The sequence below is a fragment of the Variovorax sp. HW608 genome (assembly GCF_900090195.1).
Classification (GTDB): Bacteria; Pseudomonadota; Gammaproteobacteria; order Burkholderiales; family Burkholderiaceae_C; genus Variovorax.
On the sequence record NZ_LT607803.1, the window covers coordinates 7,289,005 to 7,315,261 of the forward strand.

The 26,257-nt window shown below is 66.4% G+C and carries 33 protein-coding genes and 1 tRNA gene; 7 read left to right on the plus strand and 27 right to left on the minus strand.

What is annotated here, in order from left to right:
• Nucleotides 1–37: 37 nt before the first annotated feature.
• The 4 genes from VAR608DRAFT_RS34505 (at nucleotide 38) to VAR608DRAFT_RS34520 (ending at nucleotide 1,828) form a co-directional block, all read left to right on the plus strand.
• Nucleotides 38–304, plus strand: coding sequence for a hypothetical protein (locus VAR608DRAFT_RS34505; protein WP_088958153.1), 267 nt, complete (start codon nucleotides 38–40; stop codon nucleotides 302–304).
• 76 nt (nucleotides 305–380) lie between these two features.
• Nucleotides 381–899 (plus strand): DUF3489 domain-containing protein, encoded by a 519-nt coding sequence (locus VAR608DRAFT_RS34510; RefSeq protein WP_088958154.1) that lies wholly within the window; start codon nucleotides 381–383, stop codon nucleotides 897–899.
• Between the two features lie 102 nt (nucleotides 900–1,001).
• Nucleotides 1,002–1,361 carry a hypothetical protein gene (locus tag VAR608DRAFT_RS34515; RefSeq protein WP_088958155.1) on the plus strand — a complete coding sequence of 120 codons (360 nt, stop codon included), beginning with the start codon at nucleotides 1,002–1,004 and terminating at the stop codon, nucleotides 1,359–1,361.
• Nucleotides 1,362–1,459: 98 nt separating this feature from the next.
• Entirely contained in the window at nucleotides 1,460–1,828 is a 369-nt protein-coding gene (locus VAR608DRAFT_RS34520; RefSeq protein WP_088958156.1) for a hypothetical protein, read from the plus strand.
• On the opposite strand, the gene VAR608DRAFT_RS34525 is transcribed toward VAR608DRAFT_RS34520, so the two are convergent.
• The 22 genes from VAR608DRAFT_RS34525 to VAR608DRAFT_RS34630 form a co-directional block, all read right to left on the minus strand.
• Nucleotides 1,792–3,060, minus strand: coding sequence for a site-specific DNA-methyltransferase (locus VAR608DRAFT_RS34525; RefSeq protein WP_088958157.1), 1,269 nt, complete (start codon nucleotides 3,058–3,060; stop codon nucleotides 1,792–1,794). The two genes, VAR608DRAFT_RS34520 and VAR608DRAFT_RS34525, sit on opposite strands and share 37 nt — an antisense overlap.
• Nucleotides 3,057–4,454, minus strand: a complete 1,398-nt coding sequence (locus VAR608DRAFT_RS34530) for a site-specific DNA-methyltransferase (RefSeq protein WP_088958158.1) — start codon at nucleotides 4,452–4,454, stop codon at nucleotides 3,057–3,059. The genes VAR608DRAFT_RS34525 and VAR608DRAFT_RS34530 overlap by 4 nt, the downstream gene beginning before the upstream one ends.
• 336 nt (nucleotides 4,455–4,790) lie before the next feature.
• Nucleotides 4,791–5,189 carry a DUF6362 family protein gene (locus VAR608DRAFT_RS34535; RefSeq protein ID WP_088958159.1) on the minus strand — a complete coding sequence of 133 codons (399 nt, stop codon included), beginning with the start codon at nucleotides 5,187–5,189 and terminating at the stop codon, nucleotides 4,791–4,793.
• Nucleotides 5,182–5,385: a hypothetical protein gene (locus tag VAR608DRAFT_RS34540; RefSeq protein WP_088958160.1), complete on the minus strand. Its 204-nt coding sequence runs from the start codon at nucleotides 5,383–5,385 to the stop codon at nucleotides 5,182–5,184. Before VAR608DRAFT_RS34540 ends, VAR608DRAFT_RS34535 begins: the two co-directional genes overlap by 8 nt.
• 1 nt (nucleotide 5,386) lies before the next feature.
• The gene (locus tag VAR608DRAFT_RS34545; protein WP_088958161.1) at nucleotides 5,387–5,863 is read right to left on the minus strand and encodes a crossover junction endodeoxyribonuclease RuvC; all 477 of its coding nucleotides are present in this window, start codon (nucleotides 5,861–5,863) and stop codon (nucleotides 5,387–5,389) included.
• Nucleotides 5,864–6,005: 142 nt separating this feature from the next.
• Nucleotides 6,006–8,288, minus strand: a complete 2,283-nt coding sequence (locus VAR608DRAFT_RS34550) for a phage/plasmid primase, P4 family (protein WP_088958162.1) — start codon at nucleotides 8,286–8,288, stop codon at nucleotides 6,006–6,008.
• The gene (locus VAR608DRAFT_RS34555; RefSeq protein WP_088958163.1) at nucleotides 8,281–8,508 is read right to left on the minus strand and encodes a helix-turn-helix domain-containing protein; all 228 of its coding nucleotides are present in this window, start codon (nucleotides 8,506–8,508) and stop codon (nucleotides 8,281–8,283) included. The genes VAR608DRAFT_RS34550 and VAR608DRAFT_RS34555 overlap by 8 nt, the downstream gene beginning before the upstream one ends.
• Nucleotides 8,505–9,239 (minus strand): hypothetical protein, encoded by a 735-nt coding sequence (locus VAR608DRAFT_RS34560; RefSeq protein WP_088958164.1) that lies wholly within the window; start codon nucleotides 9,237–9,239, stop codon nucleotides 8,505–8,507. The genes VAR608DRAFT_RS34555 and VAR608DRAFT_RS34560 overlap by 4 nt, the downstream gene beginning before the upstream one ends.
• Nucleotides 9,236–9,724: a DUF6511 domain-containing protein gene (locus VAR608DRAFT_RS34565; protein WP_088958165.1), complete on the minus strand. Its 489-nt coding sequence runs from the start codon at nucleotides 9,722–9,724 to the stop codon at nucleotides 9,236–9,238. Before VAR608DRAFT_RS34565 ends, VAR608DRAFT_RS34560 begins: the two co-directional genes overlap by 4 nt.
• A gap of 8 nt (nucleotides 9,725–9,732) precedes the next feature.
• Nucleotides 9,733–10,374: a hypothetical protein gene (locus tag VAR608DRAFT_RS34570; protein ID WP_088958166.1), complete on the minus strand. Its 642-nt coding sequence runs from the start codon at nucleotides 10,372–10,374 to the stop codon at nucleotides 9,733–9,735.
• 5 nt (nucleotides 10,375–10,379) lie between these two features.
• Nucleotides 10,380–11,234: an ATP-binding protein gene (locus VAR608DRAFT_RS34575; protein ID WP_172843941.1), complete on the minus strand. Its 855-nt coding sequence runs from the start codon at nucleotides 11,232–11,234 to the stop codon at nucleotides 10,380–10,382.
• Nucleotides 11,234–11,995, minus strand: coding sequence for a BRO-N domain-containing protein (locus VAR608DRAFT_RS34580; protein ID WP_088958168.1), 762 nt, complete (start codon nucleotides 11,993–11,995; stop codon nucleotides 11,234–11,236). Before VAR608DRAFT_RS34580 ends, VAR608DRAFT_RS34575 begins: the two co-directional genes overlap by 1 nt.
• Before the next feature lie 2 nt (nucleotides 11,996–11,997).
• On the minus strand, nucleotides 11,998–12,279 hold the full coding sequence (locus VAR608DRAFT_RS34585; protein WP_088958169.1) for a hypothetical protein: 282 nt from the start codon (nucleotides 12,277–12,279) through the stop codon (nucleotides 11,998–12,000).
• Nucleotides 12,280–12,281: 2 nt separating this feature from the next.
• Nucleotides 12,282–12,761 (minus strand): hypothetical protein, encoded by a 480-nt coding sequence (locus VAR608DRAFT_RS34590; protein WP_088958170.1) that lies wholly within the window; start codon nucleotides 12,759–12,761, stop codon nucleotides 12,282–12,284.
• An 11-nt stretch (nucleotides 12,762–12,772) separates the two neighbouring features.
• Nucleotides 12,773–13,048: a helix-turn-helix transcriptional regulator gene (locus VAR608DRAFT_RS34595; RefSeq protein WP_088958171.1), complete on the minus strand. Its 276-nt coding sequence runs from the start codon at nucleotides 13,046–13,048 to the stop codon at nucleotides 12,773–12,775.
• A 176-nt stretch (nucleotides 13,049–13,224) separates the two neighbouring features.
• Nucleotides 13,225–13,689 carry a hypothetical protein gene (locus VAR608DRAFT_RS34600; RefSeq protein WP_088958172.1) on the minus strand — a complete coding sequence of 155 codons (465 nt, stop codon included), beginning with the start codon at nucleotides 13,687–13,689 and terminating at the stop codon, nucleotides 13,225–13,227.
• Nucleotides 13,686–15,098, minus strand: coding sequence for a recombinase family protein (locus VAR608DRAFT_RS34605; protein ID WP_088958173.1), 1,413 nt, complete (start codon nucleotides 15,096–15,098; stop codon nucleotides 13,686–13,688). Before VAR608DRAFT_RS34605 ends, VAR608DRAFT_RS34600 begins: the two co-directional genes overlap by 4 nt.
• Nucleotides 15,095–15,565: a DUF2924 domain-containing protein gene (locus VAR608DRAFT_RS34610; protein WP_088958174.1), complete on the minus strand. Its 471-nt coding sequence runs from the start codon at nucleotides 15,563–15,565 to the stop codon at nucleotides 15,095–15,097. Before VAR608DRAFT_RS34610 ends, VAR608DRAFT_RS34605 begins: the two co-directional genes overlap by 4 nt.
• Complete coding sequence (locus VAR608DRAFT_RS34615; protein ID WP_088958175.1) at nucleotides 15,562–15,777, minus strand: hypothetical protein; 216 nt, start codon at nucleotides 15,775–15,777, stop codon at nucleotides 15,562–15,564. The genes VAR608DRAFT_RS34610 and VAR608DRAFT_RS34615 overlap by 4 nt, the downstream gene beginning before the upstream one ends.
• Before the next feature lie 64 nt (nucleotides 15,778–15,841).
• Nucleotides 15,842–16,714 (minus strand): OST-HTH/LOTUS domain-containing protein, encoded by an 873-nt coding sequence (locus VAR608DRAFT_RS34620; RefSeq protein WP_088958176.1) that lies wholly within the window; start codon nucleotides 16,712–16,714, stop codon nucleotides 15,842–15,844.
• Nucleotides 16,715–16,733: 19 nt separating this feature from the next.
• On the minus strand, nucleotides 16,734–17,582 hold the full coding sequence (locus tag VAR608DRAFT_RS34625; RefSeq protein WP_088958177.1) for an ImmA/IrrE family metallo-endopeptidase: 849 nt from the start codon (nucleotides 17,580–17,582) through the stop codon (nucleotides 16,734–16,736).
• Nucleotides 17,583–17,669: 87 nt separating this feature from the next.
• A complete protein-coding gene (locus VAR608DRAFT_RS34630) occupies nucleotides 17,670–18,011 on the minus strand; it encodes a helix-turn-helix domain-containing protein (RefSeq protein WP_088958178.1) in 342 nt (113 codons plus the stop codon).
• 239 nt (nucleotides 18,012–18,250) lie between these two features.
• On the opposite strand from VAR608DRAFT_RS34630, the gene VAR608DRAFT_RS34635 reads away from it, so the two are divergent.
• The 3 genes from VAR608DRAFT_RS34635 to VAR608DRAFT_RS34645 all read left to right on the plus strand — a co-directional run bounded on the left by VAR608DRAFT_RS34635 (nucleotide 18,251) and on the right by VAR608DRAFT_RS34645 (nucleotide 20,759).
• Entirely contained in the window at nucleotides 18,251–19,486 is a 1,236-nt protein-coding gene (locus VAR608DRAFT_RS34635; protein ID WP_088958179.1) for a hypothetical protein, read from the plus strand.
• A 3-nt stretch (nucleotides 19,487–19,489) separates the two neighbouring features.
• On the plus strand, nucleotides 19,490–20,455 hold the full coding sequence (locus VAR608DRAFT_RS34640; RefSeq protein ID WP_088958180.1) for a hypothetical protein: 966 nt from the start codon (nucleotides 19,490–19,492) through the stop codon (nucleotides 20,453–20,455).
• A 73-nt stretch (nucleotides 20,456–20,528) separates the two neighbouring features.
• Nucleotides 20,529–20,759, plus strand: a complete 231-nt coding sequence (locus VAR608DRAFT_RS34645; RefSeq protein ID WP_042426947.1) for a DUF2188 domain-containing protein — start codon at nucleotides 20,529–20,531, stop codon at nucleotides 20,757–20,759.
• A gap of 294 nt (nucleotides 20,760–21,053) precedes the next feature.
• Here the strand turns inward: VAR608DRAFT_RS34645 and VAR608DRAFT_RS34650 are convergent.
• The 5 genes from VAR608DRAFT_RS34650 to rsmB all read right to left on the minus strand — a co-directional run bounded on the left by VAR608DRAFT_RS34650 (nucleotide 21,054) and on the right by rsmB (nucleotide 26,211).
• Nucleotides 21,054–21,129, minus strand: a tRNA-Phe gene (locus tag VAR608DRAFT_RS34650).
• A gap of 18 nt (nucleotides 21,130–21,147) precedes the next feature.
• On the minus strand, nucleotides 21,148–21,843 hold the full coding sequence (locus tag VAR608DRAFT_RS34655) for a response regulator (protein ID WP_088958181.1): 696 nt from the start codon (nucleotides 21,841–21,843) through the stop codon (nucleotides 21,148–21,150).
• A gap of 78 nt (nucleotides 21,844–21,921) precedes the next feature.
• Nucleotides 21,922–24,159 carry an ATP-binding protein gene (locus VAR608DRAFT_RS34660; RefSeq protein ID WP_088959144.1) on the minus strand — a complete coding sequence of 746 codons (2,238 nt, stop codon included), beginning with the start codon at nucleotides 24,157–24,159 and terminating at the stop codon, nucleotides 21,922–21,924.
• Between the two features lie 83 nt (nucleotides 24,160–24,242).
• Nucleotides 24,243–24,842, minus strand: a complete 600-nt coding sequence (locus VAR608DRAFT_RS34665) for a DUF4390 domain-containing protein (protein WP_443082968.1) — start codon at nucleotides 24,840–24,842, stop codon at nucleotides 24,243–24,245.
• A gap of 19 nt (nucleotides 24,843–24,861) precedes the next feature.
• On the minus strand, nucleotides 24,862–26,211 hold the full coding sequence (gene rsmB / locus VAR608DRAFT_RS34670) for a 16S rRNA (cytosine(967)-C(5))-methyltransferase RsmB (protein WP_088958182.1): 1,350 nt from the start codon (nucleotides 26,209–26,211) through the stop codon (nucleotides 24,862–24,864).
• Nucleotides 26,212–26,257: the final 46 nt, after the last annotated feature.

The window sequence follows — 26,257 nt, forward strand, 5'->3', positions numbered from 1 at the left end:
TCACGTCACGCCATCAATCACGTCGAAAGGACACCCGATGAACAAACCCGCCCCCGACACCCTCGCCGTCAAGCTCGCCGAAGCCGCGATGACGGTCTTGGTGCGCGCCTGCCGCAAGGAAGTCGCCACTGCCAGCAATGCTGAACTCGAAGCCGCGTGCGCATCGATGCGCGCACGGGCCAAGACCGTCGTCGACCAGTTGCTCGATGACGCGCGCAACGCCCCTTGGATCGCGGAAGCCGCGTTCCACGCCGCCGCACTCGAATTGGCCGAAGCAGGCATCGCGTCGCTGCGCAGCCACTGAAGCAGAAAGAGCTTGGCTTCACCGCCAAGCAGCGCGTTCATCACGATCCCAATCAACCACTGCAAAGGAGCAGACCATGAGCACCACCCAACTCACCCCAGCCCAGCACGCCATCCTCGCCAAGGCCATCAACGCCAGTGGCGGCAAGATCGATTGGTTCCCCGACAACGTCAAAGGTGGCGCGCGCAAGAAAGTGCTGGAAGGCATGGCCAACCGCGCCTTCATCACGCCCGACGGCGAGGGCTGGCGCGTCGCCGACGCGGGCTACGACGCACTGGGCATGAAACGCCCCGAAAAGACGCAGCCAACGCAGGAGTTCGACGCCGAACTGGAGCAGGACGTCGCCGCCGCCGAAGCCACTTGGAAGCAACAGCCCAAGGACGCGCCCCGCATCCGCGAGAACAGCAAGCAGGCCGAGGTCATCCGGATGCTCCAGCGCCCCGAAGGCGCGACCATCCGCCAGATCTGCGACGCCACCGGCTGGCAGCAGCACACGGTGCGCGGCACCTTCGCCGGAGCCTTCAAGAAGAAGCTGGGCCTGACCATCACTTCCGACAAGGCACAGGGCGGCGAGCGCATCTACCGAGTGGCTTGATAGAGACGGTCGGAAAGCCAAGCACAACACGCTTGGCTTCCAGCTTGAACAGCGCGTTCATGCTGGTGTCGTGATTGACGACGCCCCACAAGGAGAACCGCAATGAGCACCATGACCATCACCGTCGAACGCATCCCACTCACCCTGGAGTTTGGGGGCCAGAGCCTCCAGGTCGAGGAACTGAGCATCCGCCTGCCGTTTTCACGCAAGCCTGCCGACCTCGGCGAACTGGGCGGACGCGATCAGCACAAGGTCTACATCACCGAGACCAAGGAACTCACCACCGCCGAATTCGACGCCTTCGCGCGCAGCCTGCTTGTTTCACGCGACTGGCTGCGCGGCAAGGGCGGTGGCACCGGCGAGGGTTATCTCTGCGTCGAGGTCACTGCACCCGGAAGACCCTTCCTTTACATCAACCCCGAGGGCGGAGATTACGCCCGCTACGTGGCCCGTCTCGGGTGATCGGAATTGATCGAAAAGGAGACCAAGAACAGCTTGGCTTCTCAATCGAACAGCGCGTTACTACGGACATCTCAACGATCAACCCGCAGAAGGCCAAGATGACCAGCACCAACCAGATCCCCGCCACCCAGAACGAAGCCTGGGGCTTTTGGGGCACGATGAACGAACACGCCAGCGCCGCGTGGCCCTTGGCGATGAATGCCATTTCGGACGCCACGAACCAGCCCCTCGAATCGGTGCGGATCTTCCTCGACAGCCGCCACGGCCGCCACTTTGCGGACGATGTGCAGAACGGGCTGTACCGTGGCCAGACCCTGGCGGACGCGATCAGCACCGCCACCCAGCAGTGGATGGGCTGGACGATTGGCCGCCAGACCAGCAAGCAGTACGGCATCCCGCGCGGCTTGCCCTACCTGACGGGCTTCGTGATTCACTGCGAGATCATCGACGAGTCGCTCGCCGCCTGATCGAACGGCACGCCATCCGCCTCGCGGGTGGCCAGCTTGCCCGTCCAGTCCTGCCACCGGCGCACGATCACATCGACGTATTTGGGGTCGAGTTCGATGAGGCGTGCGACGCGCCCGGATTTCTCGGCGGCGATCAGCGTCGTGCCGGAACCGCCGAAGGGATCGAGCACCACGTTGCCCAGACGGCTGGAGTTGCGCAGTGCGCGCTCGACCAGCTCGACCGGCTTCATCGTCGGATGCAGATCGTTCTTCTGCGGCTTCTTGATTTGCCACACATCGCCCTGATCGCGGTCGCCGCACCAGTGGCGCTCGCCGCCTTCGGGCCATCCGTAGAGGATTGGCTCGTACTGGCGCTGGTAATCGGCGCGGCCCAGCGTGAAGGTGTTCTTGGCCCAGATGATGAAGGTCGACCAGTGGCCGCCCGCCGCGCGGAAAGCCGATTGCAGCGTATCCAATTCGCTGGAAGACATCGCCACGTAGATCGCGCCACGGCAGTGGGCGACCGTCGGCGTCAGCGCCGCCAGGAGGAAGTCGTAGAAGCCATCGCCCAGGTTGTCGTTGAGGATCGCGCGATCCTTGCCACGCATCTTGTCCTTGGCGCTGTTGGCGTAGTTCACGTTGTACGGCGGATCGGTGAAGACCATGTCCACCTGCTCGCCGTCGAGCAAGGCCTCGTAGCTCGCGGCAACGGTTGCATCGCCACACAGCAACCGATGTGGGCCGAGCTGCCAGACGTCGCCGGGCCGGGACACGGGCGCATCGCCCACGTCGGGAACGGCGTCCTCGTCGGTCTGGCCTTCGTTGACCGGCTCGTCGCCCGCCATCAGTTCGGCCAGCGCGTCGGTGTCGAAACCGGTCAGGTCGAGATCGAAGCCTTCATTGTGCAAGGCCTCCAGCTCGATGCGCAGAAGTTCGTCGTCCCACCCCGCGTTCTCGGCGATGCGGTTGTCCGCGATGACGAGAGCGCGGCGCTGCGTCGGCGTCAGATGGTCGAGCACGACCACCGGCACCACGGCGAGGCCGAGTTTCTGCGCGGCGGCGAGCCGTCCGTGACCGGCGACGATCACGCCGTCGCTGCCCGCGAGGATGGGGTTGGTGAATCCGAACTCCACGATGCTGGCGGCGATCTGCGCCACCTGCGGATCGCTGTGCGTCCGGGCGTTGCGTGCGTAAGGTACGAGTTTGGCCGTCGGCCACTGCTCGATTTTGTCGACGAGCCACGAGCTGGTCATGCCACGACCTCCTCGATGCGCTCGCCCTCGACCTCGTCGAAGGTCTGACCCGTGGCCAGCAGCGTGACCGCCACCTCCGGGTGGTTCTGCCGGAAGCGCCGGATGGCGACATCGACGTACTCCGGCGCAATCTCGACCGAGCGGCAGACGCGCCCGGTGCGCTGCGCGGCCAGCATCGTGCTGCCGCTGCCGCCGAACGGCTCGAACACCAGATCACCCGTGGCGCTGAACGCTTCGATGACGAACTGCGGCAGCGCGACCGGGAACACAGCTGGATGGTCGATGCCTTCGCCGATCTTGCCCTTGTGCCGCATCACGCGGATCACCGAGTCGGGGATGCGCATGTCCTGCGTCGGCTGACCTGCGTGCGTCCAGCCGTTGACCTCGCCATCCTTGCCGCGCATCGCGGTGGACGAACCATCGGCGCGCAGGTGGGTTTCCTGCCCGGCGAATTTGCAGGGCACGATCTTGTTGGGCTTGCGGCTGGCGCGGTTGAAATGGAACACGAACTCGAAGCTGGGCGCGAAGCGGCCCTGCCAGTCGCCGGGCATTCCTGGCCCCTGATCCCAGACGTACCAACCGAAGCACCGCCAGCCCTTCGTCCGCATCCAACCGAGCCACATCTCCCAATACGGAACGAACTCGTTGTCGCGGTGGATCAGGCCGAGGTTGACCAGCACCTGGCCGTCGTCGGTCATCGGTAGTTGCGCGAACACGCCGCGCATCAGCACATCCCAATCGGCGATGCCGCCAGTGGTGTAGTCGCGCTGGTTGCCGTAGGGCGGCGAGGTGAAGCACAGCGCCGCGCGCTCGGCCGCCATCAGCGTGGCGACCACGTCGGCGTCGGCGGCGTCACCGCAGATCAGGCGATGCGCACCGATGGCCCAGACGTCGCCCGCGCGGGACACCGGCGTGGCCGGAACCTCCGGCACGTCGTCGGCGTCATCCGCCGCTTCGTCTTCCTGCGCGCCGGCCTCCGGTTCTTCGGCGCTGTTCAGCAGGTCTTGCAGCTCGCCATCCTCGAAGCCGGTGAGCGCCAGCTCGTATCCAGCCTCGGACAGCTCGGCCAGTTCCAAGGCCAGCATCTCCTCGTCCCATCCCGCGTCTAGCGCCAGCCGATTGTCGGCAATGACGTAGGCGCGCTTCTGCGCTGAGGACAGATGCGCCAGTTCGATCACGGGCACCTCGGTCATGCCCAGCTTGTGCGCCGCAGCCAACCGCCCGTGTCCGGCGATGATGCCGTTGCCGCCATCGACCAGGATCGGGTTCGTCCAGCCGTACTCGACGATGCTGGCCGCGATCTTGGCGATCTGCGCTTCGGTGTGCGTGCGCGGGTTGCGGGCGTAGGGGATCAGCGTCTCGACCTTGCGGTACTCGACGTTCAAAGAGTTCAAGGTTTCGGGTTCCGGAAAAACGAAACCCGCCGACGAACGATGCCGTGGGCGGGTTGGAGTGAGAGGTGCGAACTGGACGGGGTGCGAACCTGCGAACCGTGCGAACCTCGGTTCGCACCCTGACGCTAGAAAAGCGTCGCGCTCGCGCCCCCCGCATTGGATTTTCGGGAGGAAGGACCCGTTTCGCCTCGGGCCGCTCGCCGCGCCGTCACCGCTGTCCAGAAGATAGCTCGAATACTACGCGTGGCCGGGGTGATTTGTTGCACGCTCAAAAACCGCTCACTGCCGCCGATGCGCCCGCATTGCCAACCACGCGCGCCAAATCACGCCAAAACCCTACGCGGTGACGACGCCGTTGAGCTGGTCGGTGACCGTCTGCAAGGCACGCTGCCAGCGCCGCCATGCCGTCGTTCGGTCGCAGGCGAAGCGGATGGTGATGTCGCGCCAGCCGTATCGCTTGGCACGCATCCACACCAGATGCCGTTGCTCGACCTCCAGCCACTGCACCCACTTCATCGTCTCCAGCATCCGGTCGATGGCATCCGGCGTCGGAGGGAACGGTCGGTAGACATGCTCGTCGGCAGCGAAGGCCTCCCACTCCTTGCGCACGATGATTGGCCACGTGTTGAAGTAGCCCTGCACACGCACGGGCGGCAGGCGTCGTCCGGTGCTGGCGGCTTCCTCGAAGCGCGCGGCCACGTCGTCAATCGTCCACACTGTTCGACGGTCAGCCATGACGTGCTCCTCCGTAGAGTCGCTCGCCGATGCGCCGGATGAACTCGCGCTCGATGAAGTCCAGGCGTTCGTCGGCGGCGTTGACGACGAGGATGTGCTGGTCGCGCCAGCCGCGTTGCTTCATCGCCTCGAGGTCAGTGGTCTCGGGTTGCACGCGGCCCAACGGGCAGCGATAGGTGGGCGTGGGAATCTTCATCTCACGCCTCCTGTTCCAGATCGTGCTGCGCGATGGCCCAGTGCAGCAGCGCCAGCGCGTCGGCTTCGTCGTCGTCGCCGGGCGTGTGGCCGCGCGTACGGATCGCCGCGATCACCTCCTCCTTGCCCGCGTTGCCTTTGCCGGTGGCGTGCTTCTTGATCGTGCCGACCGGTACGCCCTGATACGGAATCTGGTGGTGCTCGCACCACGCGGTGAGCGTGGCGAGGAAGCCGCCGTAGGCGTGCGCCGCGTCGGTCGAGACGTGGCGGCGCACCTCCTCGAAGTGCAGCGCGTCGATGCCGTCGGCCACGGCCTTCAGTTCCGTGAGCCATCGTTTGAAACGCAGGAAGCGCATGCCGCCGCCTTCGAAGCGTTGCGGACGGAAGCTCTCGGAGCCGCTGGTGATGTGGCCGTCGCTGCCGCGCAGCGCCCAGCCGGTGGTGGTGCCCAAGTCGAGAGCGAGGATGGTCGTGGTCATGGTTGCAGTCCTTGTTCGGTGAGGACTGACGCATCCGACGCGCGGTATCGAAACTCCCATGAGGCGTGTGCACGCGCACGCGCGCGGGGGAAGTTACGACGTGGTGCGTCAAATGCGTCAGTCGGATGCGTCGGCATGGCGCTCAGTCGTCGGCGTATGGGGTGTAAGCGGGCGTGGGCGGGTGCTTGAGGCCCACGCCACGGAAGCCGCGAACGCCCGCCGTGTTGCGCCACTTCTCGACGCCGCGGGTGATGAGCAGATCGGAGAAGCGGCGCTGCGAGCCGATGAACTCGCCAGCGGAATCGGCCCACTGCTTCCAGTCGTTGAACAGCTCGGCGGTCAGCGACTTCGCGTTGGCCTCGCGCACGCAGCGTTCGTCGAGCCAGCGGCCCAGCGCGTCCTCGGCCTCGAAATACTCCTCGGTCGCTTCGAGCACCTGCTGCGGCGGATCGAGCCGACCCAGACGCTGCCAGTCCAGACAGCCCTGAACCGCCCACGCCAAGATGCCGTCGCGCTCGGCCAGCAGCTTCTGTTGGAGGTGCTTGTCCCGGCGTTCGGGCGGCACGGTGATCGTGAACGGGATCAGGTGCAGCCGCCGCTTCATCGCTTCGTCGATGTTGCGGATGGCGGGCTTGTGATTGCCCGCGACGAACAGCTTGAACTGCGGGAAGAACTCGAAGAAGTCCTGCCGCATGAAGCGCGCGGAGATCTTGTCGCCACCCGTGAGGTTCTTGATCTTCGACTCCGCCCAGCGCCGCCCCTGCTCGGTTTCGATGGCGGCGACGAAGCGAGCGCCGCGCAGGCCCGCCATGTCGGTCGGGTGCCGGTCGGTGCGCGTTTCCATGAACGTGTCCATCGGCGCGTTGGCCGCGTAGTCGCCGAGGATCGTGGCCAGCGTGTTGACGAACACCGACTTGCCGTTCGCGCCCGTGCCGTACAGGAAGAACAGCGCGTGCTCCTGCGTCGAGCCGGTGAGCGCGTAGCCGGTCATGCGTTGCAGGTAGGCTTGCAGCTCGGCGTCGCCGCCCGTGACTTCGACGAGGAACTGCCGCCAGATCGGGCAGTCGCCACCCGCCGTGGCCGTGGTGATCTTGGTCATCCGGTCGGCGCGGTCGTGCGGACGCTGCCTGCCGGTCTTGAGATCGACCACGCCGCCGGGCGCGTTGAGCATCCACGGATCGGCATCCCATTCGGCGGTGGTGGCTGCGTGCCTGCGATCCGCACGCGCCAGTCGTTCGACGCCGCCGACCGTGCCGGAGGTGGCGAGCTTGGCGGCGATCTTCGGGTTGTCGGCGTGGACGGCGGCGTGGCGGCACACGCTGCGGATCAGGTCGGTGGCCGCCAGCGTGTCCTCGGTGCGCCAGCGATGGCCGTCCCACACCAGCCAGCGGCCCCACGCCGCAACGTAGCGCCAGTCGCGGTGGTAGCGCCGTGTGAAGGCGAGCGCCAGCGCGTCCTCCGTGCCCCACACCGATTCGTCGCTGCTGACGACCGGTTCGGCATCGTCGGCGACGTCGTGCATCTGGAGACGCGGGCCGTGCGTGAGGAAGGCGGCGATGTCGAAGCCCTCCATCACGGCGTCCGCCGCGTCCCAGCCGTCTGCCGCTTCCTCGGGCGGGTACAAGATGTGGCAGGTCTTCGCGCCCGCCGACAGGAGGGCCTGCGCCGCTTGCGTCGCGTACTCCCAGCCCGGTTTGTCCCGGTCGGGCCAGATCAGCACGGCCTTGCCCGCCAGCGGTGACCAGTCGGTTTTCTCGACAGGGGCGTTCGCGCCGTGCATCGCGGTCGTGGCAACGACGCCCGCGTCGATCAACGCCTGCGCGCATTTCTCACCTTCGACCAGCACCACCAGCGATGCGCTGACCATGCCCGGCTGGTTGTAGAGCGGACGCGGATCGGGCGGAGCCATCTTGCGACGGCGCGCATCCCACGGACGGAACTCCTTCTTGCGACCGGGCGGGTCGTAGCGGTAGACGACGGCGATCAGCTTGCCGGAGGCGTCGAGGTAGTCCCACTTCGCGGTGGCCGGGCCGAGGTCGTCGACGGGCGCTTCCTTCTTCGATTTGCGCGCCGGTGCCGTCGGAGCGCGTCCGAGCAGTTCGGTCGCCGCGTCGAGCACGCGCGGGAAATCGGTGTGGGCATCGATGCGGAGGTGCGCGGCGATCAGCGCGAAGATGTCGCCGCCGTCGCCCGTGGCGCGATCCGTCCACAGGCCCGCCTTCTCGCCATCGAGCACGATCTCCAGGCTGTCGCCCGGGCTGCCGAGCACGTCGCCGGTGAGGAACTTCCCGCCGCGCTTCCTGCCTGCGGGGAACAGCGCGGCCAGCACCGACTCAAGCCGCGCCAGCAGTTCGGCGCGGATCGCTTCGCGCTCGGCGTCCAGGTCACGAGGAACAGGGGGTTGCGTGTCGTTGAAATCAAGCATCCGCAGCCTCCTCGCCGGAGGGCTGCTGCGCGACGATCCACGCTTCCAGTTCGTGGGGCTTGAAGCGAACGAGCTTGCCGACGCGGTAGTGCGGAATGCGACGCTGCTGGCGCTCCTTGGCTTGCGAAAGCCAGTAGGTCGGCAGGTTGAACATCAGCGCCGCTTGGCGCACGTCGATCAGTTGTTCACCGAGTACCTGATTCAAAGGGATGTGGCTCATGTCGGCCTCCAGCAGCGGTCTTGCCACGCGCACATGCGGCACTCGAAATGGGTGGGGTTGTTGAAGCCGCGCGGCAGCAGCTCACGGGCTTCGGTTGCGGAGATGACCTTGACCGCGCGGTCCGTCATGCGCTGTGCGAGCGCGCCATCGAAGGGCACCCGCTCGACGTAGATCTCCATCGAATCGGCGTTGATCGCAGTGAACAACGCCGGGTGCTCGTGCAGTTGCAGGTGCGCCTGATAGAGCGCGACCTGCGCCGCGTACACCGGCTTGGCGACCGCGAGGCCTTTGGCTTCCAGCTCGCGCCACGACTTCGCGCCGAGGCACTTGTTCTCCCACAGCGTGGGATAGCGGAAGCCGTCCGGGCCACCGACGATCACGCCATCGACGTGACCGCGCAGCCGACCGTGCGCGTCGGAGAAGCCGAACTGCCCGCCGTCGGGCTTTCGCGTGCGCAGGTCGAAGCCCGCGTCGCGCAGCCACGCCACCATGCAGTCCTCCATGACGTGGCCGCGCTCGAAGATGCGCAGCATCCGGCCTTCGGTATCGCGCCCGTGATCGACAGGAGTCTTGGCGTACTCGAACTGCAGGGCGCGCTCGCACGCCGCGCCCAGACGCGACGCGCCGAGGTAGTCGCGCGCGGGCTGCTGCGCGCGGACGCGCTGCATGCCGACATCGATCAGCCCGGTGATCTGGCCTGAGATGCTGGACGAGGAGTTCAAGTCCATCATGGCTTCCTCCCTTTCGGCTCTTCCCAGGGAAGGTCGTCCTCCAGATCGGCGAACGGGTTCGCCAGAGGATCGGGTGTCGGGGCCATGCCGCGCACGGGTGGGAACTTGGTCGCCTCGTGGTGCGCGACCATCGCTTCCGTGTAGCAGGTGACGATGGCGTCGATGACGGAGAGCGCTTCGGCTTCCGAGTAGTCGCCCAGGGGCTTGCTGAAGCCGATCTCGCTCGCCGCTTCGCCGAAGGCCTTGAGGCACCGATGCATCGCGCCCAGCTCGACATCAGACGGATCGATCATGGCGACCTCCGTCTTGTCGATGCGTCCTTCCTTCGCGCGCATCCAGTTGCCGTAGAGCATGTGGAAGGCGTCCTGACAGCGGCGCGAGCAGAACACCCAGTCGATCACGTAGCGGCGCGGATCGGCGGTCTTGAACCGGCCATCGGTGTGACCGTAGCCGCGCGCCTGTCGTTTGCAGACCCAGCATTTCATCCGCCCCCTCACTGCGCCCAGGCGGGCTTGCCGGTCACCGGCGCGCGCTGCGGCGCGGGCGTGGCAGTGGCGGTGTAAGACGATGGCGCGGCCTGCGCCGGAGCGCCCGAGGTGCCGCCGCCGGTCTTGGTCTTGGGCGGCACGCCCATGAATTTGGCGTAGTCGGGGTGATCGGGTTCGACCGCGAGCTTGACGACGTTGCGATCCATACCCTTGGCGTCCTTCTCGACGTCCACGCGGGCGAGGAACTCGATGCCGTCCAGTTCGTGGAAGCCCTGGATGCGGCGCGCGGCGGCGGCTTGCGGGCTGTTGTCCTGCGGATGGACGTTGCGCGCGCTGTTGAGCACGGCGCGGATGAAGCTGCGCCCCATTTGGCCCCAGGTCGGTCCCTTCTTCGAGTGCAGGCCGACGTTCGACCACATCTTGCGCTTGGCGTGGTCGCCGCCGGTGACGACGAACTCGGCGGCGAGGTAGATCGAGCCGGTCTCGAAGGATTCGGTGGCGTAGCCGCCGCCCCAGCCCTGTTCGGGATCGTCGTGGCCACCGGGCTTGATGGTCATGCGCACCGGCACCAGCGTGCCCTTGGGGATGAGGTCGAAGCCGGACTGCTGCGATTCGGCGTCGTTGAAGTCGTTCCAGTTGCTGGTCATGGCAATTACTCCTGAGATTCGTGGGATGCGGGGATGGCGGGATGGGCGGCGGCGCTGGCGGGCGCGGCAGTGCCCGCGCACTTGGCGATCAGCGCGCCCAAGTTCGGCGGTTCGAGCAGGTCGAGACGACCGCTTCGGTCTTTGGCCGGGTAGCCGTAGGGATTGACGGTGTGGGTGACGAAGGCGCGGTAGGCGCTGCCGTCCTCGGCCTTGATCTCGGCCAGCGTCACAACCTCGTCGACGATGCCGGGCAGTTCGAGGCTGGTCTTGCTGCCCTCGATCTGCGGCACGAACACCTTGCGGTTGTAGTCGTCGAGCCGTTCGTCGAGGATGGCGACGAACACCACGTTCTTGCCGCGCGCGTGCTGCAGGTGGGTCAAGGCGCTGACCATCTCCTGCCCGAGCTGGCCGTAAGCGCCGCGCATGTCGGGCTTGCCGGTCCGGTCGCTGACCGCGCCCGGTTGCGTCTTGCACCACGCGAAGCACTGGCGCGAGAGCTGCGTGATCGAGTCGAGGAAGAAAGTCTGGTAGCGGTCGAGCTGCGTCGGATCGCCGAACTTCTCGATGACGTGGTCGTAGTGCGCCTGCGAGAACGCGGCGTCCGGCGGCAGTGAGCGATCCGGCCCGGCGAGGAACACGAAGAAGTCGCGCGACTCCGGCCACGATGCCGGGCGGATGGTGTCGCCCGGCCAGTCGGCCACGGCCAGGTCGCCCGCCTCGATGTCGAGGAACAGCGTGGTGGCCGGGTCGAGGTCTTTGAGCCGAGTGGTCTTGCCGATGCCGGATTTGCCGAGCATCAGCAGCTTGACGCCCTTGCGCTCAGCCATCCGCTGCTGCGCGGAGATAATCGGGAGGGCCATCACGCCACCTCCTTCAATTCTTCGGCGACGGCAGGATTCCAGAGAATCTGGTAGCCGCTGTGGCCGTTGCGCGAGTACGGCATGGCCTCGGCCCACGCTTCACCGGCCTCGGTCAGTTCCCATTCGTCGCGGTCGTTGCGGAACTGGAAGCCACCCGCCGCCAGCAACTGGTTCGTGGCCTTGGCCGAGCGGTTCAGCAGCTTGCCGAGCTGGGTGGCATTGAGCGAACAGATCGGCTCGTTGGCGGCGGGCAGCGCGCGGCGCAGGGTTTCGACGGCGAGGCCCGTGTTCTCGTGGATGCAGGTCAGCGTCGCCGCCATTGCAATGCCGGTCTTCACGCCCGGCACCTTCGCCACGGCCTCGCCGATCAGCAGGATCGCGCTGACGCGGTCGTGGGTCAGCGCGGGCAAGGCCGCCAGCGTGCCGGGGCCGGAGTAAGCGCCGGTCTTGCGGATCGCGGGCAGCACCTCGCCGGTCACCCAACGCTTGAAGCGTTTCGCGGCCTCCTTCGTGCTGCCGAGGATCAGGGCGTAGAGGCCCGATTCGTTGACGTGGTTGGCGCGCTGCGTGCGACCGAGGTTGTCGATGACCTCCAACTTCTGGAGGTCATCGGCATCGACGTGGGACTTGATCGCCTGAGACGGGTTGCCCATCTCCAGCGCATCGCATACGTCGGTGGCGTTGAACCACGGCAGGCCCGCGTCGTCGACCTGCACGCGCACGGCGTGCGCCTCGAACTGGAAAGGGATGATCGCGCTCATGATCAGCCCTCCCACGCGATGTCGGCGATGCAGTCGGCACCGCGCGCGGCACGCTTGCGCACCTCAGTGTGGAGTTCTTCCAGCGCGGTGCGGCGTCGGGCGAGCGCCAGGGCTTCTGCGTTGGCGGTCTGGATGGCGAAGGCCAGTTCGTCCACCGTGGCCGCGTCGAGCGCCACGACCACGTCATGGCCATCGGTGCCGCGATAGCGGATGTCGTCGGGGAGGTGTTCGCCGTAGATGGACGGCAGCTGCTTGCGCAGCAAAGCGATGAGGCTGGTGCTCATGATCAGTGCTCCGAATCGAGGGAAAGGGTGAAAGACGGCTTGCCCGGCTCGACCGTGCGAGCGGCAGCGAACTCCTGCTGGAGCGTCGGCGGCCAGTTGGTGAAGCGCGATTCGGAAACCGCCAGCTTCACGTCGATGAAGTGCTCGACCTTGTCGCCGGCGGCGACGATGTGGGCCGCGATGTCGCCGAGCTTCTTCTGATCCCAACTGACCTTCTTGGGCAGCTCGAACTTGATGTGCAGCGCGCCGTCGTCGATACGCGCGGTGCCGAAGTCGCGCCCGGAATCGCGCAGCGCCGTGCGGGCCTGCTCGCCGTAGGCAGCATCGAGCGCCGCGTCGAACTTGGCGCGTGCCTTCTTGAGCCAGTCGAGGGCTTCGTCGAGGTTCTTGTCGATCTCGGCCTTTTGCGCGACGGGCAGCGCGGCCAACTGGCTGACGGACATCGCGGCGATGTCGGCGGGGAAGAGAGTGATGTCGTTCATGGCATCGCTCCTCAGACCGCCGCGCGTTCGGACGTCGAGTCGTGCAGCGCCTCGCGCTCGAACTCGATGACCGCGTCCACGGGATAGCCGACGCGCTTGGACAGCTTCAGGTAGCGCGGGCCGCGACCTTCGCTGCGCCAGCGTTGCAGGGTCTTGGGGCTGACGCCCCACCGCTGGGCCAGTTCGTTTTCGTTGAGCACCCGGCGGTCGCCGGGCGAGAGGCTGTTGATCGCCTGAGAATTCGTCGGTGAGGGCGACCGGGGGATACTGCTTGCTGCTGTCTGCATGGAACGCTCCTGTTGCGTTGTTGAGGAACAGGTGTCATTCCAAATTTCGGGTGGCGAACCTTGAAGGGACGCAATGGCGAACCACGCGGAAACTTCGGGTTCGCCAATCCCCCCGCGCGCAAGCGAAAACGGCGAGCACATGGCTCGCCGTCGTCAGAGGAAATCGGGGATGGGGTTCAGGCGTCAGGGAAACCCAGCGACCGACGCTGCTTGCCCCAGTCGCGCGGCAGCAGGTCTTGGCGGCCGCGCAGCGTGTGCAGGTTCAGATGCCGGGGCTGGCGGCCCTCGAAGATCGCCTCGACGATGTCCGGGGCCAGCATGGTCATGCGCAGCACCTCGGCCGCCCAGCCTGGCTCCACCTTCAGCGCGCGCGCCAGATCTGCGGTCGTCGGATGGATGCCTTCGTCGATCAGCCGCTTCCAGTAGAAGGCCTTGCCGAGCGTCTTGATCATCGGCACGTCGAAGCCGCCCGTCGGGGCGGTGGCGTCGGGCGCGGGTGGGATCAGCAGTTTGCGGTTCTGGCGGCGCTTGATCTTCAACGGCACCAGCGTGACGCGCTGGCCACCACTGACGTAGCTGCGGGCATCGGTACCGACCTCGATGTGGACGGTGCGCTTGCGCGGGTTCGCCGTGGTGTTCATGCCAGTGCCTCCACGGCCTGTTCACGAGCTTCCTCGACCAGCGGATGCGTGCCGATGTCGGCCCCGAACCCGATCCAGCCGTCCTCGCGCCAGACGATGTCCAGCCCGTGCTCGTGCAGTTGCACGCGGTCGATTAGCAACCGCGTGATGCGTTGCTGCTCGGCGGGGAACAACTGCGCCCAAACATCGCCAATGCGCTGCATCGCCACCACCACCTGCGCTTCGTCGAGCGCGGCACCGGCAGGATGCTGCTGGCAGGCCCGCCACACCGCGATCAGCATCTGCGGCGCGGAGAGCGCAGCGTGGATTTGCGCCAACACCGCGTTCTCGATTTCGGCGGCGGGCAGATGCCCGACGTCCGGCGTGCTGGGTGACAGGCTCGCGCCCGCGTTGCGCCGCTTGTGCAGGTAGGGGACGTAGTAGCGGTACTGCCGCCCGCTTTTCTTCTTGACGAAGGAGTGCAGCATGCGCTGCCCGTCGGGTGCGAACAGCAGTCCCGCCAGCAGCGCCGGATGCTTGGCGGCGTGCTCGCGCGGCGCTTGCTTGCGTCGTTCGATGAACGCGTGCGCGGCGTCCCACGGGCCCGGCGCGACGATGGCGTCGTGCTGCCCCGAGAACCACTGACCGTTGTGCGAGATTTCGCCGAGGTAGATGCGGTTGCGCAGCATCGTGAAGAGGTACTGCTGGTCGATGGTGCGCCCCGGACGCTGCCGCCCGGTCTGCGTCACCCAGGCCTTGGTGGTGTGGCCTTCGATGTCCAGTTCACGCACCAGTCGCGCCGCCGAGCCATGCTCGCCGTAGCGCCGGAAGATGTCGCGCACCAGCGCCGCCTCGCGTTCGTTGACGATGAGCTTGCGCTCGACTACGTCGTAGCCCAAGGGCGGCACGCCGCCCATCCACATGCCCTTGGCCTTGCTGGCGGCAATCTTGTCGCGAATGCGCTCTCCCGTGACCTCCCGCTCGAACTGCGCGAAGGACAGCAGGATGTTGAGCGTCAGCCGCCCCATCGACGTCGTGGTGTTGAACTGCTGCGTGACCGAGACGAAGGACACGCCATTGCGGTCGAACACCTCGACCAGCTTGGCGAAGTCCGGCAGGCTTCGGGTGAGCCGGTCGATCTTGTAGACGACCACGGTGTCGATCTTCCCGGCCTCGATGTCGACCATCAGGCGGCGCAGCGCAGGGCGATCCATGTTGCCGCCGGAGTAGCCGCCATCGTCGTAGCCGTCGCCGACGGCGATCCAGCCTTCGTGCCGCTGGCTGGCGATGAAGGCGAGGCCCGCGTCGCGCTGGGCTTCGAGGCTGTTGTATTCCTGATCCAGCCCCTCGTCGGTGGACTTGCGGGTGTAGACGGCGCAACGCTTCTTCGGCGTGACCGTCGGCAGCGGGTTGGCGCGCGGCGACCTCATGCCGTCACCTTCTTCGCGGCGGGCGTCTTCAGGCCGAAGAACACCGGCCCCGACCAGTGGCTGCCCGTGATGTGACCTGCAATCGCGGACAGGCTCTTGAAGCGTTGTCCCTGGTACTCGAAGTCGCCCGTGCCGCGCACCAGCACGCGATGCTCGACGTCGTCGTAGATGCGCGTGAGGATGGTTCCGGGCAGCAGGCGCTGGCTGTCGCCGCGCAGTTGTTTGGGCAGGATGCCGGTCTCGCCGACCTCTTCGAGCTTCTTGCGCAGCGAGGACTTCAGGCCGCCGAAGGCGCGCTCCTGAATCTTGTAGGCCAATCGGCTCTCCAGCCAGCCGCGATGGTGGTGGCCGGGCCGTTCGTCGAAATGCGCGTCCCACAGTTTCCAGAGATCCTCCATCGAGAGATGGGGAAGCCCGGCGACCTGGGCGGCGACCGAGGTGGTGGTGGATGGTGCGTGTGCCGTCATCGGCGAACTCCGTGGTGGTGATCGGGGTTCGCATTCACGCGCTGTTGGCCGGGGAAGCCAAGGCGAACGCACTCGCTGTTTTCGAGAGTGTCGCGCGATGGACGCCGGCGCAGGCGCAGCAGTGCGGCGGCCAGCAGGTCGGCGATTTCCTGCTGCGCGTGCCGGGGACGGTCAGACGGCGGGGAAATGGAGATGGGTTCGAGTTCTGTCATGGCAGGCGTTTCGATGGAAAACGCTGCTCATGCTAGAAACCGGGGGCACTTCGCGTAACGTGATTTAGCGTGAGTGCGCGGAGTCCTGCTTCGCCCGATACCACGCGGCGCGCTGCCCATCCACTTCGCGGTACCGAAGCTCGAAAAGACGCGACTCATGCACCACCTGCCGCCAACTGCTGCAGCCATACTTGGCAGGCAGTTGTTCTGGGTGCCGCTCGGTGATCCATCGTCCAGCCGATGCGACAGGTGCCCAGCCCTCGACAGCCAGTTCAACAGCGGCTTCCCGCAGCGCGCGCACGATGCCTGCGGCAGGCCAATCCACGACGCCATCCGGGGCGATGCCATTGACCACGAGGTCGTGGAACGCATCCGACTGGACGAACTCCGCCGTCAGCCGCCGGGCCTGATCCATGTGTTCGGCCCATCCCCGTAGTTGCTCGAAGTGTTGGTCGATTCGGCCGTAGGCAGCGACCAAGGCATCGTGCGCACCACGACAACCGTCCAAGCTCCATAGGTCGTGCTGGTCGATGAAGTGGTGAACGAGGTTGTTCCGCAGTAACACCAACTCTTTCAGTTCGTTCTCTGTCCGGGCGAAATCCTCGGCGGACATGCTCAGGTGCATCCGCATGCCGAACGATATGACGTCCTCGGGTGCATCGGCCGTGACCTCGGCGGTAGTCTCGGCTTCATTGGTGACGACATACGATCCGAGGAGATTTCCGACCAGGGTGCCAAGCGTCTTGCTGGCGGTGTCGGCGACACGTGCCGCGCGGATCGACTCCAGAGCATGAGCCGGTCCTGCGATCTCGTGATGCGCCACGATGGCCTTGATCAGGTGTTCATACTGCTGCAGACGCAGCAGGCAGCGGCCCAGCAATCGCTGAACTTCATGCTGCAGCGTCTGCAATGCGCTAGCTGCGGGTAGTGTCGTCATGTCATTGATCGGCCGCGATTCATCGAGCCGGCAATTGGCCGTTCGAGACGAACTGGTCAAAGCTGTCGAAGCTGTCCTCGTCCTGCCACGACCGATCCCATGAGCGCGGTTCGGCGCTTTCGAGCAGGAGCAGTGTAAGGACGCGATCACGCGCGCCGAAGCTGTGCTTGAATTCGCGCAGCTTCATGTGCTGCGCCTCCTCCGGACACCAGATCGCGGCGGACATCTCCGTGCCATCCCATTCCTGATCAACGCTGGCGTCGGCTGCCAGCGTACCCGGCAGCGGTTCCTGCGGATCGGCGTTGCGCCGGATGCGCGCCCGTGTCTTGACGGCGCTGCTGCTGCGCCATTCGTACTTCACGTAGCCGTTGTCCCAATAGACGAGGATCGCGCGCTGCGTGGTGAACTTGATGAAGCGGATACACAGCGCCTCGAACGAAACCTGAAACCGCTTGGCGATGGCGCTGAGGACGTGCAGGTCGATGCGCTGGTTCGAAATCCAGTCGCGCAGCAGGTCGCCGGGCATCAGCAGGTTGCTGGCGAAGTCGTCGGCTTCGCGTTCGATGGCGCGGATGGTGTCGACGCCGGAGTAGACGCTTTCCTTGTCGCAGTTGAAGCTTTGCTGCTGCCGGCGATGCAGGATGAAGTGGCCCAGCTCATGGGCGATGGTGAAGCGTCGGCGCTCCGGACTGGCCTTGCCGTTGTAGAAGATGCCCCACTCGGCGACGTCCTTCGGGTTGCGCACCAGCATGCCTTCGCAGCTGTCGACGTCGAGCACCATCGGTGCCTTGATCTCCCGCACGTCCTTGCCGTAGGGCGTGGTTGGCAGCATCTGGCGCAGGATGTCCAGATCGACGGCATCGGGCATGCCGCTCTCACGGTGATACGCCCGCAACCACTTCAGGACGGTGCTGGCGGCAATGGAGCCAGTGAGAGCTTGCGGCGCGCTCAATCCTCAGTCCCCGCCTTCGCCCTTGTCGGGGAACATGATTTTGAGCGCCTGCCGGTAGCGATCCTTCTCCTCGTCGGTCATCCCGGCGTACTCGCGGAAGAACGCAACGTCCTCGGGGCTGGCCTCCGGTGCCTGCTGCATGGGCGTGCCCATCACATCCTCCATCGTTACGCCGAGCACCTGAGCGATCTTCTGAATCCGCTCTGCGGACGGACGCTGCCCGTCCTTCATCTCCAGTTCCCAGATGTACGCCTTGGTGCAGCCGACCGCGTCGGCGACCTGTTGCAGGGTCAACTTCTTCGCCTCGCGCAAACGCCGCAGGCGTGTTCCGAACGCCGAAGCCATGGCGATGCTCCTGTAGTGGGGTCAGTGAATGGAAGCTAGACCGACAGTATAGCTACGAGATACCAAATAGGTCTAGGTGTGCCCTGTTGATTGACAAGCGGAAATCTGCGGGTCAGAATCACGTCAGTATCTCGCAGCTTTACTTGTGCGGGATGCGTGTTCAGTACCCCTGTCGCTGGCCCGTGCAGCCCGATCCCCGGTCGCAGACCTCCGACGCCGATCCAGAAAGGACGAACAAGATGAAGAAAACCTTTGTCGACGTGATGCTCGAGCTGCCGGTGGATGCCACGCTGCGCGACTTCCTGACCTCGCATGGCCTGCCCGTGCCGCACGGGTTCGCGTGGGACGACACGCCGGAAACCAGCCAATTCTTGGTGGAGGCGGTCAAGGTCTGGCCCGACACCGCAGCCCGCGACCAGATGATCGCCAACCTCATGGCCAGCGTTCAGCTGGGCGACGCGGCGGGCAAGCAGGCGATGTTCGAGGCCGTGGTGGCGGACGGTGCCGCGCTGGCAGGACTGACGCTGTGCGGCAGCGACATCCACCGTTCGTTCTGGCTGTACGTCAACCACCCAGCGCTGTTCGAGCGCGCCTACGACTTCAGCTTCTGGGAGCATCACGGGCCGCAGACCCAGCAATACGATCTGGGTCTGAAGCGCCAGCCGAACGGCGCTGACCACAATCTGGCCGCACTGCGCAACGCGATCTCGGCCTTCTACAAGCGCGAGATGCAGTGCGGCGACAGCAGCGTGGCGCATCTGGTCCAGCGCAGTCCCGGCGTGTTCCTGTTGACCGTCCACGTCAAGGACATGGCCATGCTGCGGCTGGAGTTCGAGGGTTCGACCCTCAAGCGCCGCGTCGGCAACCCCAACATCCACATGGTGCTGGAGTACGCCAAGACCACCGGCGTGGTGCGCACGCTGGTGCGCGGCGGCCAGAAGTACCAGCAGATGCTGGTCGAGGCCTTCGCCGAGCATGTGCTGGGCGTCAAGGCGAGCGCGCACCGAATCAAGTCGCCGACGCTGGATTTGTCGATGCTGCGCACCGGCTTCGACGCGCCGGAGGCGTTCGAGGACGGTTTCTCGATGGTGCAACTGAAGGCGCTCACGCTCCTCAGCCCGGATACCGCGCTGAAGATCGAATGCACCGCGATGCAGTCCAGCCAGCAACGCTCCGTGCATGAGCTGCTGAAAGAGAAGCTGCCCGGCCCGCTGGAAGGCAAATGGGCAGTGACGGCGGCGCAGGTCAATCTCTACTACCCGCCCGAGCCGGGCCGCACGCGCGCCAAGGTGGTCACCATCGAGGTGACCAGCAAGGGGCGGCTGAACCTGCACAAGTTCGACGCCAAGATGCAGGCGCAACTGGAGGGCTATCTCGTCGCGGTGGGCATCTTGCAGAAGGGCCAGACCCTGAGCGCGCACGAAGTGCCGCCGGAAGCGGATGCGATCAGTTCGTCGCCGGTGATCGAGGACTGATCGATGGCGGCGCACGACGCCTGGGCCTTGGTCTGCCGCCTGTTCGCGGGCGGCACGCCCATGCTGCGCGCCACGCTGTCGCTGCGTGAGGCGACGGCGCTGACCGTCCTTGGCAAGGCGGTCAAGCCGACGGTCGTGGATCAGTCCTTCGTGCTCTGCCCGCACTGCCAGCAGCATCGGGTGCAGGTGTGGGGCGATGGTCGCGGCGGGCGCATGTGCCGTTGCCCGGAGTGCGGGCCGGTGGCGGTCGAAGCGAACGACGGTGCGGCCTTGGCCTTGGACGAGGACTGGCTGAGGCAGAAGATGCGCCTCGCATTGGAGATCGAAAGCCGCGATGGCATCGATGATCTGGGCGACGGCGTGTGGCGGCTCGGCGATGCCCGCCGTTCGCCCGTCCTGCTGGCCCGCAATCTGACGCGGGTGCTGCACGAACCCGCGCTGCTGGATCGCGTGCGCGTGGCGGGCGGCGACATCCGGTTGATCACGCCGAGGCCGAGCACGACGCGCGGCTCGCCCTTCGGAGCGGGCATCGAGTGGTTGGCGCTGGAAGAACGCTTCACGTTCTACGGCGGTGGGATCACGCTCCTCGGCACGCCGTCGCCGCCCGTGACACCAGCAGTCGTCGATCTAGCCACGCCAGTGAACGGGCCATTCTCGGCGGACTTCAAGTGGGCGACGCTGCCTGACATCAGCAGCGCGCCGATCCAGTTCACCGACGGTCAGGCCAAGGTGTTCGAGTCGCTGTGGTCGTTCAAGGGCGAAGCCACGACGGCGGAGCGAATCATGCAACGCGCGGGCTTGGGAAGCGACAAGCCGATTGACGTCTTCAAGATCAAGGCGAAGGACAAGGGCAAGCCGGAGCCTGCGGCGCAGCACGCGGCCTACGGTGCGGTCGTGGTCACGCAGAAGCGCGCAGGCTTGTATGCGATGCCGTGCGCGGCAGCGGGAAAGGAGGTCGCCATGACGTGATCTCGCCACCCGACGCGCCGAGGCTCGCGCCGACTTCAAGAGCCTGACCTTTTCAATTTTTGGAGTGCTTGAAGTGAGCGGAAAGAACCAATGGGTCGTTCCCATCAACGGCGGCGATCAGTGGGGTGTGCGAGGTGAAGGCAACGACCGCCTCACCTCCATCCACGACACGCAGCAGCAGGCGATTGACCGTGCGCGGGACATCGCCATCAACCAGCAGAGCGAGATGTTCATCCAAGGGCGTGATGGCCAGATCCGTGAGCGCAACAGCTACGGTGACGACCCGTTCCCGCCCAAGGGCTGACGTGGAGGCTGGCCTCGCGGGTTTGCCGTTCTGCATTGCTCGTGCAAACCCGCGAGGCAACCATTCGCGTCGGCACGCGCACAAGTGGTTGATGAACAACGCCGTCTGCGAGTGCCACGGCGAAGAAGTTGGCGCAGGTTTCGAGAGAAGATAGGGCGGAACAGGGGCGAACCGGGCGGGTCATGCCGCCCGTGCCCGGAACGGCTGGCACACGCAGAACGGCCCGCAAGCCCGCGTGGTGCGCGGAACCCGCAAATGAAAACGCCCAACCGAGAACGGTTGGGCGCTGAATAGTGGTGGCCTGGGGCGGAATCGAACCACCGACACGCGGATTTTCAATCCGCTGCTCTACCAACTGAGCTACCGGGCCGTTGTATGCAGCCTTAGATTATACAGTGCTTCGGCGCCCTCTCGAAAGATCGACGCCAAGTTGCTTCAGTTTTCTATAGAGGTGCGTGCGCTCGAGCCCGGTCTTTTCGGCGACGCGGGTCATCGAGCCGTTCTCCATCGCCAGGTGGAACTCGAAATAGGCCTTCTCGAAGCCGTCACGGGCATCGCGCAACGGGCGGTCGAGGTCGAAGCTCTGCGTCGATTGCGGGCCTGTCTCGGCCACGGCAGTCTGCGGCGCCGGCGGCACCAGGGTACTTTCGCCGACGGTCGTGACCACGGCGGAGAGATGGCTCGACGGCGGCACGACGCTGGCTGCAGCGCGGCGCGCGCTTTCGCGTGCGAGGCCCTGCTCGACGGCCTTCAGCAGTTTCTGCAGGGTGATCGGCTTTTCGAGAAACGCGAACGCGCCGATGCGCGTGGCATCGACGGCGGTGTCGATGGTGGCGTGTCCGCTCATCATCACCACGGGCATGCTCAGGAGGCCGGCCGCCGACCATTCCTTGAGCAGCGTGACGCCATCGGTGTCGGGCATCCAGATGTCGAGCAGGACGAGGTCCGGACGGGCTCGCTGTCGCGCCGCTCTGGCCTCGGCCGCGTTCTCGGCGAGTTCGACGTTGTGGCCTTCGTCGTTGAGAATTTCAAAGAGCAGGTCTCGGATGCCCAGCTCGTCATCGACCACGAGGATGTTTGCCATTTGCTTGAGATGTGCGCCGATGTATGTCTAGTTGGTGAGGTGCCCGAAGGTCCATGCGATGGATCGCCTGCAGTTTGCTCAGGTCGCGGATGACTTCGAATCTTCTGTGTGAGCAACCGCTCCCTGCGGCCCCCCTGCAAGCGCGAATGATAGCGAGACTTGCGCACCAGCCACAGCCCCATCGACCACGCGATTCGAAAGTTCGATGCGCGCGCCGTGCTCGTCGGCGATCTTCTTGACGACGGCGAGGCCCAGGCCGGTGCCCTTCGCCTTGGTCGTGACGTAGGGCTCGAAGGCGCGCTTGAGGATGTGCTCGGCGAAGCCGGCGCCGCTGTCCTGCACCGTGAGGCGCACCCGCTGGCCGGATTCCGCGAGCCGCGTCCGGATGACGACCTCGCCGGCATGCCCGGTCCGACCCGCATTGGCCTCCGCCGCATCCTGGGCGTTCTGCAAGAGGTTGTGGATCACCTGCCGGATCTGCTGCGCATCGGCGCGGATCGGGGGGCAACGATCGTCGAATTCCGGCCGCAGGGCCACCAGGGCATTCTCCGCCGGGTAGAGATGGAGGATGTCGGTCACCAGCGCGTTGAGGTCCACGGCCTTCAGGTCGGCCGCCGGCAGCCGTGCGTACTCGCGGAACTCGTTGACGAGCCGCTTCATGGCGTCGACCTGGTCGACGATGGTCTTGACGGACTTGGTGAGCACCGCTTGCTCGGGCGCCGCGACCTTGCCGGAGAGCTTCATTTCGAGCCGCTCGGCCGAGAGCTGGATCGGCGTCAGCGGATTCTTGATCTCGTGCGCCAGCCGTCGCGCGACTTCGCCCCAGGCCTGGGCGCGCTGGGCCGAGACGATTTCGGAGATGTCGTCGAACACCAGCAGCCGGGTCGCGCCGGGCAGTTCGGCCCCCCGGGCAACGATGTTGATCGTGTCCTCCACCATGGCGTCGCCGGCGGCGTGCAATTCGAACGCGTGCTGCCAGTGGTCGAGGCCATGCTGCAGGCGCTCGACCTCGAAGTCGTCGAACTGCTGCTGCACGCTCTGCGCGAACTCGGCAAGGCCCGGCACGTCGCACAGCCGCTGGCCTTCGAACGCCGCCAGCGGCGCCCGCAGGACCCGCGTGGCGCCCGGGTTGGTCGAGACGATCACCCCGTCCGCCTGGAGCACGATCACGCCCGAGGTCAGGTTGTCGAGGATCGTCTGCAGATTGGACCGGGCGGCGTCGAGCTCGCCCATGGTCTTCTCGACCGCGCCGCGCGCCTCGGCCAGCTGCTGGGTCATCACGGCGAACGAGCGGGTGAGGCCACCGAGTTCGTCCTTGCCTTGCAGCACGGCGGTCGGCCGCAGGTCGCCGCCGGCCACCTGGCGCACGCCGTCGGCCAGCACCAGCAGCGGCCGGGCGAGCTGGTTGCCGAACAGCACGGCCAGCAGCACCGCCCCGAAGACCGCCAGGAAAAGGGTCAGCGTGAGCGTGCCGATGTACATTCGGCGCAGGCCTTCGCGCGCGAGTGCCCTTTCCTGGTATTCGCGATTGGCTTCCTGCACGGCCAGCGCGTTGGCGACCACGGCCGGCGGCAGGGGGTGCGTCACCTGCAGGAAACGCGGCTCGGTGTTGAACTCGAATCCTTGCCGCTGCACCAGCGCGATCGCGCGGACGCTCGCGGGCGGCGGGGTGGCAGTGCCCGGGGCAGGGATTTCGTCGAGGCCTTCGATGTGCGCAATGGCCCGGTCGGCGCGCACCTGCCGCAATTGCTGCGAAGTCGGGCGCTCGGGGCTGAGCTGGAAGCGCGAGGCGCCCGCCCCGGCGATGAGCTGGCCGCTGCTGGACCACAAGACGACGTCGGTGGCGCCCAACTGGTCGCGGATCCGCTCCAGCACCAGGCCGGCGCCCGCATCGGAGACATTGGCCAACTGCGCGCCCGCCGCCTTCGTCTTGTTCATGAGGTCGTCGGACAGCGAATCGAGCGTGGCCCGGCCGAGGTTCAGGCCCGCATCGAGCGCACCTTCGACCTTGACGTCGAACCAGCTCTCGATCGACCGCGCCACGAACTGGTAGGACACGACGTAGACCAGCATGCCCGGCACCACGCCCACGAGCGCGAAGATGGCGGCCAGCTTGATGAGCAGCCGGCTGCCGAACTTGCCCTGCCGCAGCCGGCTGAGCAGCCGGTACGCGACCCATCCGATCACCAGGATCAGCACCACCGCGACGACGACGTTGATGCCGAACAGCCGCGCGTAGTTGCGCTCGTAGAAGGCGCGGTTGTTGGTCGCCTGCGCGAGCAGGAACATCAGCACGAGGCCGATGGCCGTGACCATCGCCGCGCCGACGCCGATGGCCCAGCGGACCGCGCGCGAACGCCGCGCCGCCGGCGACCTGGAGCCGCCGCGCGATGCGATGCTCACTTCGCCTTCTCCAGCGGCAGGCGGGCGCTTTTCTCGATGGAGATGTTCCAGTCGGGCTGGCCACCCAGGCCGCCGATCTGGAGCTGGAACGGCCTCGGCAGTTGCGAGGTGTCGAGGCGGAAGCGGAAGGTCACCGGATGATCCGGCGCGTCGCCGATGTCGGACAGATCGCCAAGGCGCATCCGGCCGACCCGCCGCACCCCTTCGAGGGCATCGGCGAGGGTCTCGAAATTCTGGTTCAGCGAAACGCCGAACCCGGCATTGGTGATGGGCACGGGCGATACGTTGAGGCGCCACCGGCGGCTGAGCGGCTGGTAGGCGAGCCGCATGTGCCGCACGGCTTGCGCCACTTTAAGGTCTGTCCAATACCAGCGTTCGCGGTAGACCTCGGCCTCGGCCACGAAATAGATCGCGATGCCCTTTTCCAGCACCTCCTCGACCAGGGCGGGCAGTTCGAACTGGACCTGGGCGGTGAGGTAGATGCCGTCGTCCGCCTGCTCGAGCCGCATCTGGGTGACGGATGCGCCGTGCGGTTCGGCGAAGACGGCGCCAGGGAACCATGCGAGACACCAGGCGAGCACCAGCAGTACGGCCAGCCGGGCCGGGGAGCATCGGTCAGCGCTGCTGCTTCTCCAGCAGGGCGTAGAAGAAACCGTCGTGATCACCCAACGGATTGTCCGGGACGCCACGCGCGTTTTCCCCAGTTTGCGGGAGCAAATGGCCCGGCGAGGGCAGTAATCGGGCGTCGGTGTTGCGTGCAAAGAACGCCTCGATTTGGTGCGAACCCTCTTCCCTGAACACCGAGCAGGTGCAATAGAGAAGGCGGCCGCCCGGCCGGACCAGCGGCCAAAGCGCCTCCAGCAGCATGGCCTGCTGCAACGCGAGCTGCTCGACGTCGCTCTCGCGGCGCAGCCATCGCACGTCCGGATGCCGCCGGACGATCCCGGACGCCGTGCACGGGGCGTCGAGCAGGACGGCGTCGAAAGGCACGCCGTCCCACCATTGCGCGGGCCGGGCGGCGTCTGCCACCAGGACCTTGGCGCGCATGCCGAGCCTCGACAGCGTTTCGTCGATGCGCCGGCTGCGCGCCGCATCGACCTCGAGCGCGGTGACTTCGATTTCGCCGGGAGCGGCCGTCTCCAGCAGGTGCGCCGTCTTGCCGCCGGGTGCCGCGCACGCATCCAGCACCCGAAGCGGTGCGGCGCCGGAGCGCAGACCGGTCATCAAGAGCGGCGCGGCGATCTGGGCGGCGGCGTCCTGCACGGAGCATTCGCCTTCGCCAAAGCCGGGCAGTTGCTGCACCGGCCGGGCACGCGTCAGCTGGATGCCGCTGTCCCCGACCGGGAAACCGTGCAAGCCGGCGGCATTCAGCTTGTGGAGGTAGGTGTCGACGCTGCCCTTGCGAAGATTGACGCGAAGGGTCATCGGCGCCTGCGAATTGTCGACAGTGAGCACACGCTGCCATTCGCGAGGATGGTCGCGCTTGAGGCGCTCGATCCACCAGCGGGGGTGGTTCCATTGGGCGACCGGCTCGCGGTCCGTGGCCGCGAGCAGCTCCTCGCGATCCCGCAGGAAGCGCCGCAGGCAGGCATTGATGAAGCTCGCCTGAGCGCGGGTTTCCGGGCTGCGCTTGGCGGCTTCGACAGTCTGGTCGACCAGGGTGAAGGGCTCGTACTGCGAGCGCCCGGCATCCCATGCCAGCGCGAGCGCCGTGCAGAGCAGCGCGTCCGCCGCGGGCGGCGGCGTGCGCTTGGCCAGCTGGCGGCGCAACGCCTCGGCGCGGCCGAGCCAGCGCAGGGCCTGGAAACCGAGCGCCTGAACGCCCGGCCGCATGGAAGGCTCCACCGCTTCGAAGGCGACGGAGCCCGAAGTCCCCGCGCGGATCGAAGCCAGCGCGGCGGCGGTCAGGTGCAGCTGGCGCCAGAGGGGCGGCGAGACGGAATTGGGATCGGAAAGGTCTGGCAAATCGGGTCGATGGTAATAGGGTGATGCGTCAGCCACGCAACACGGG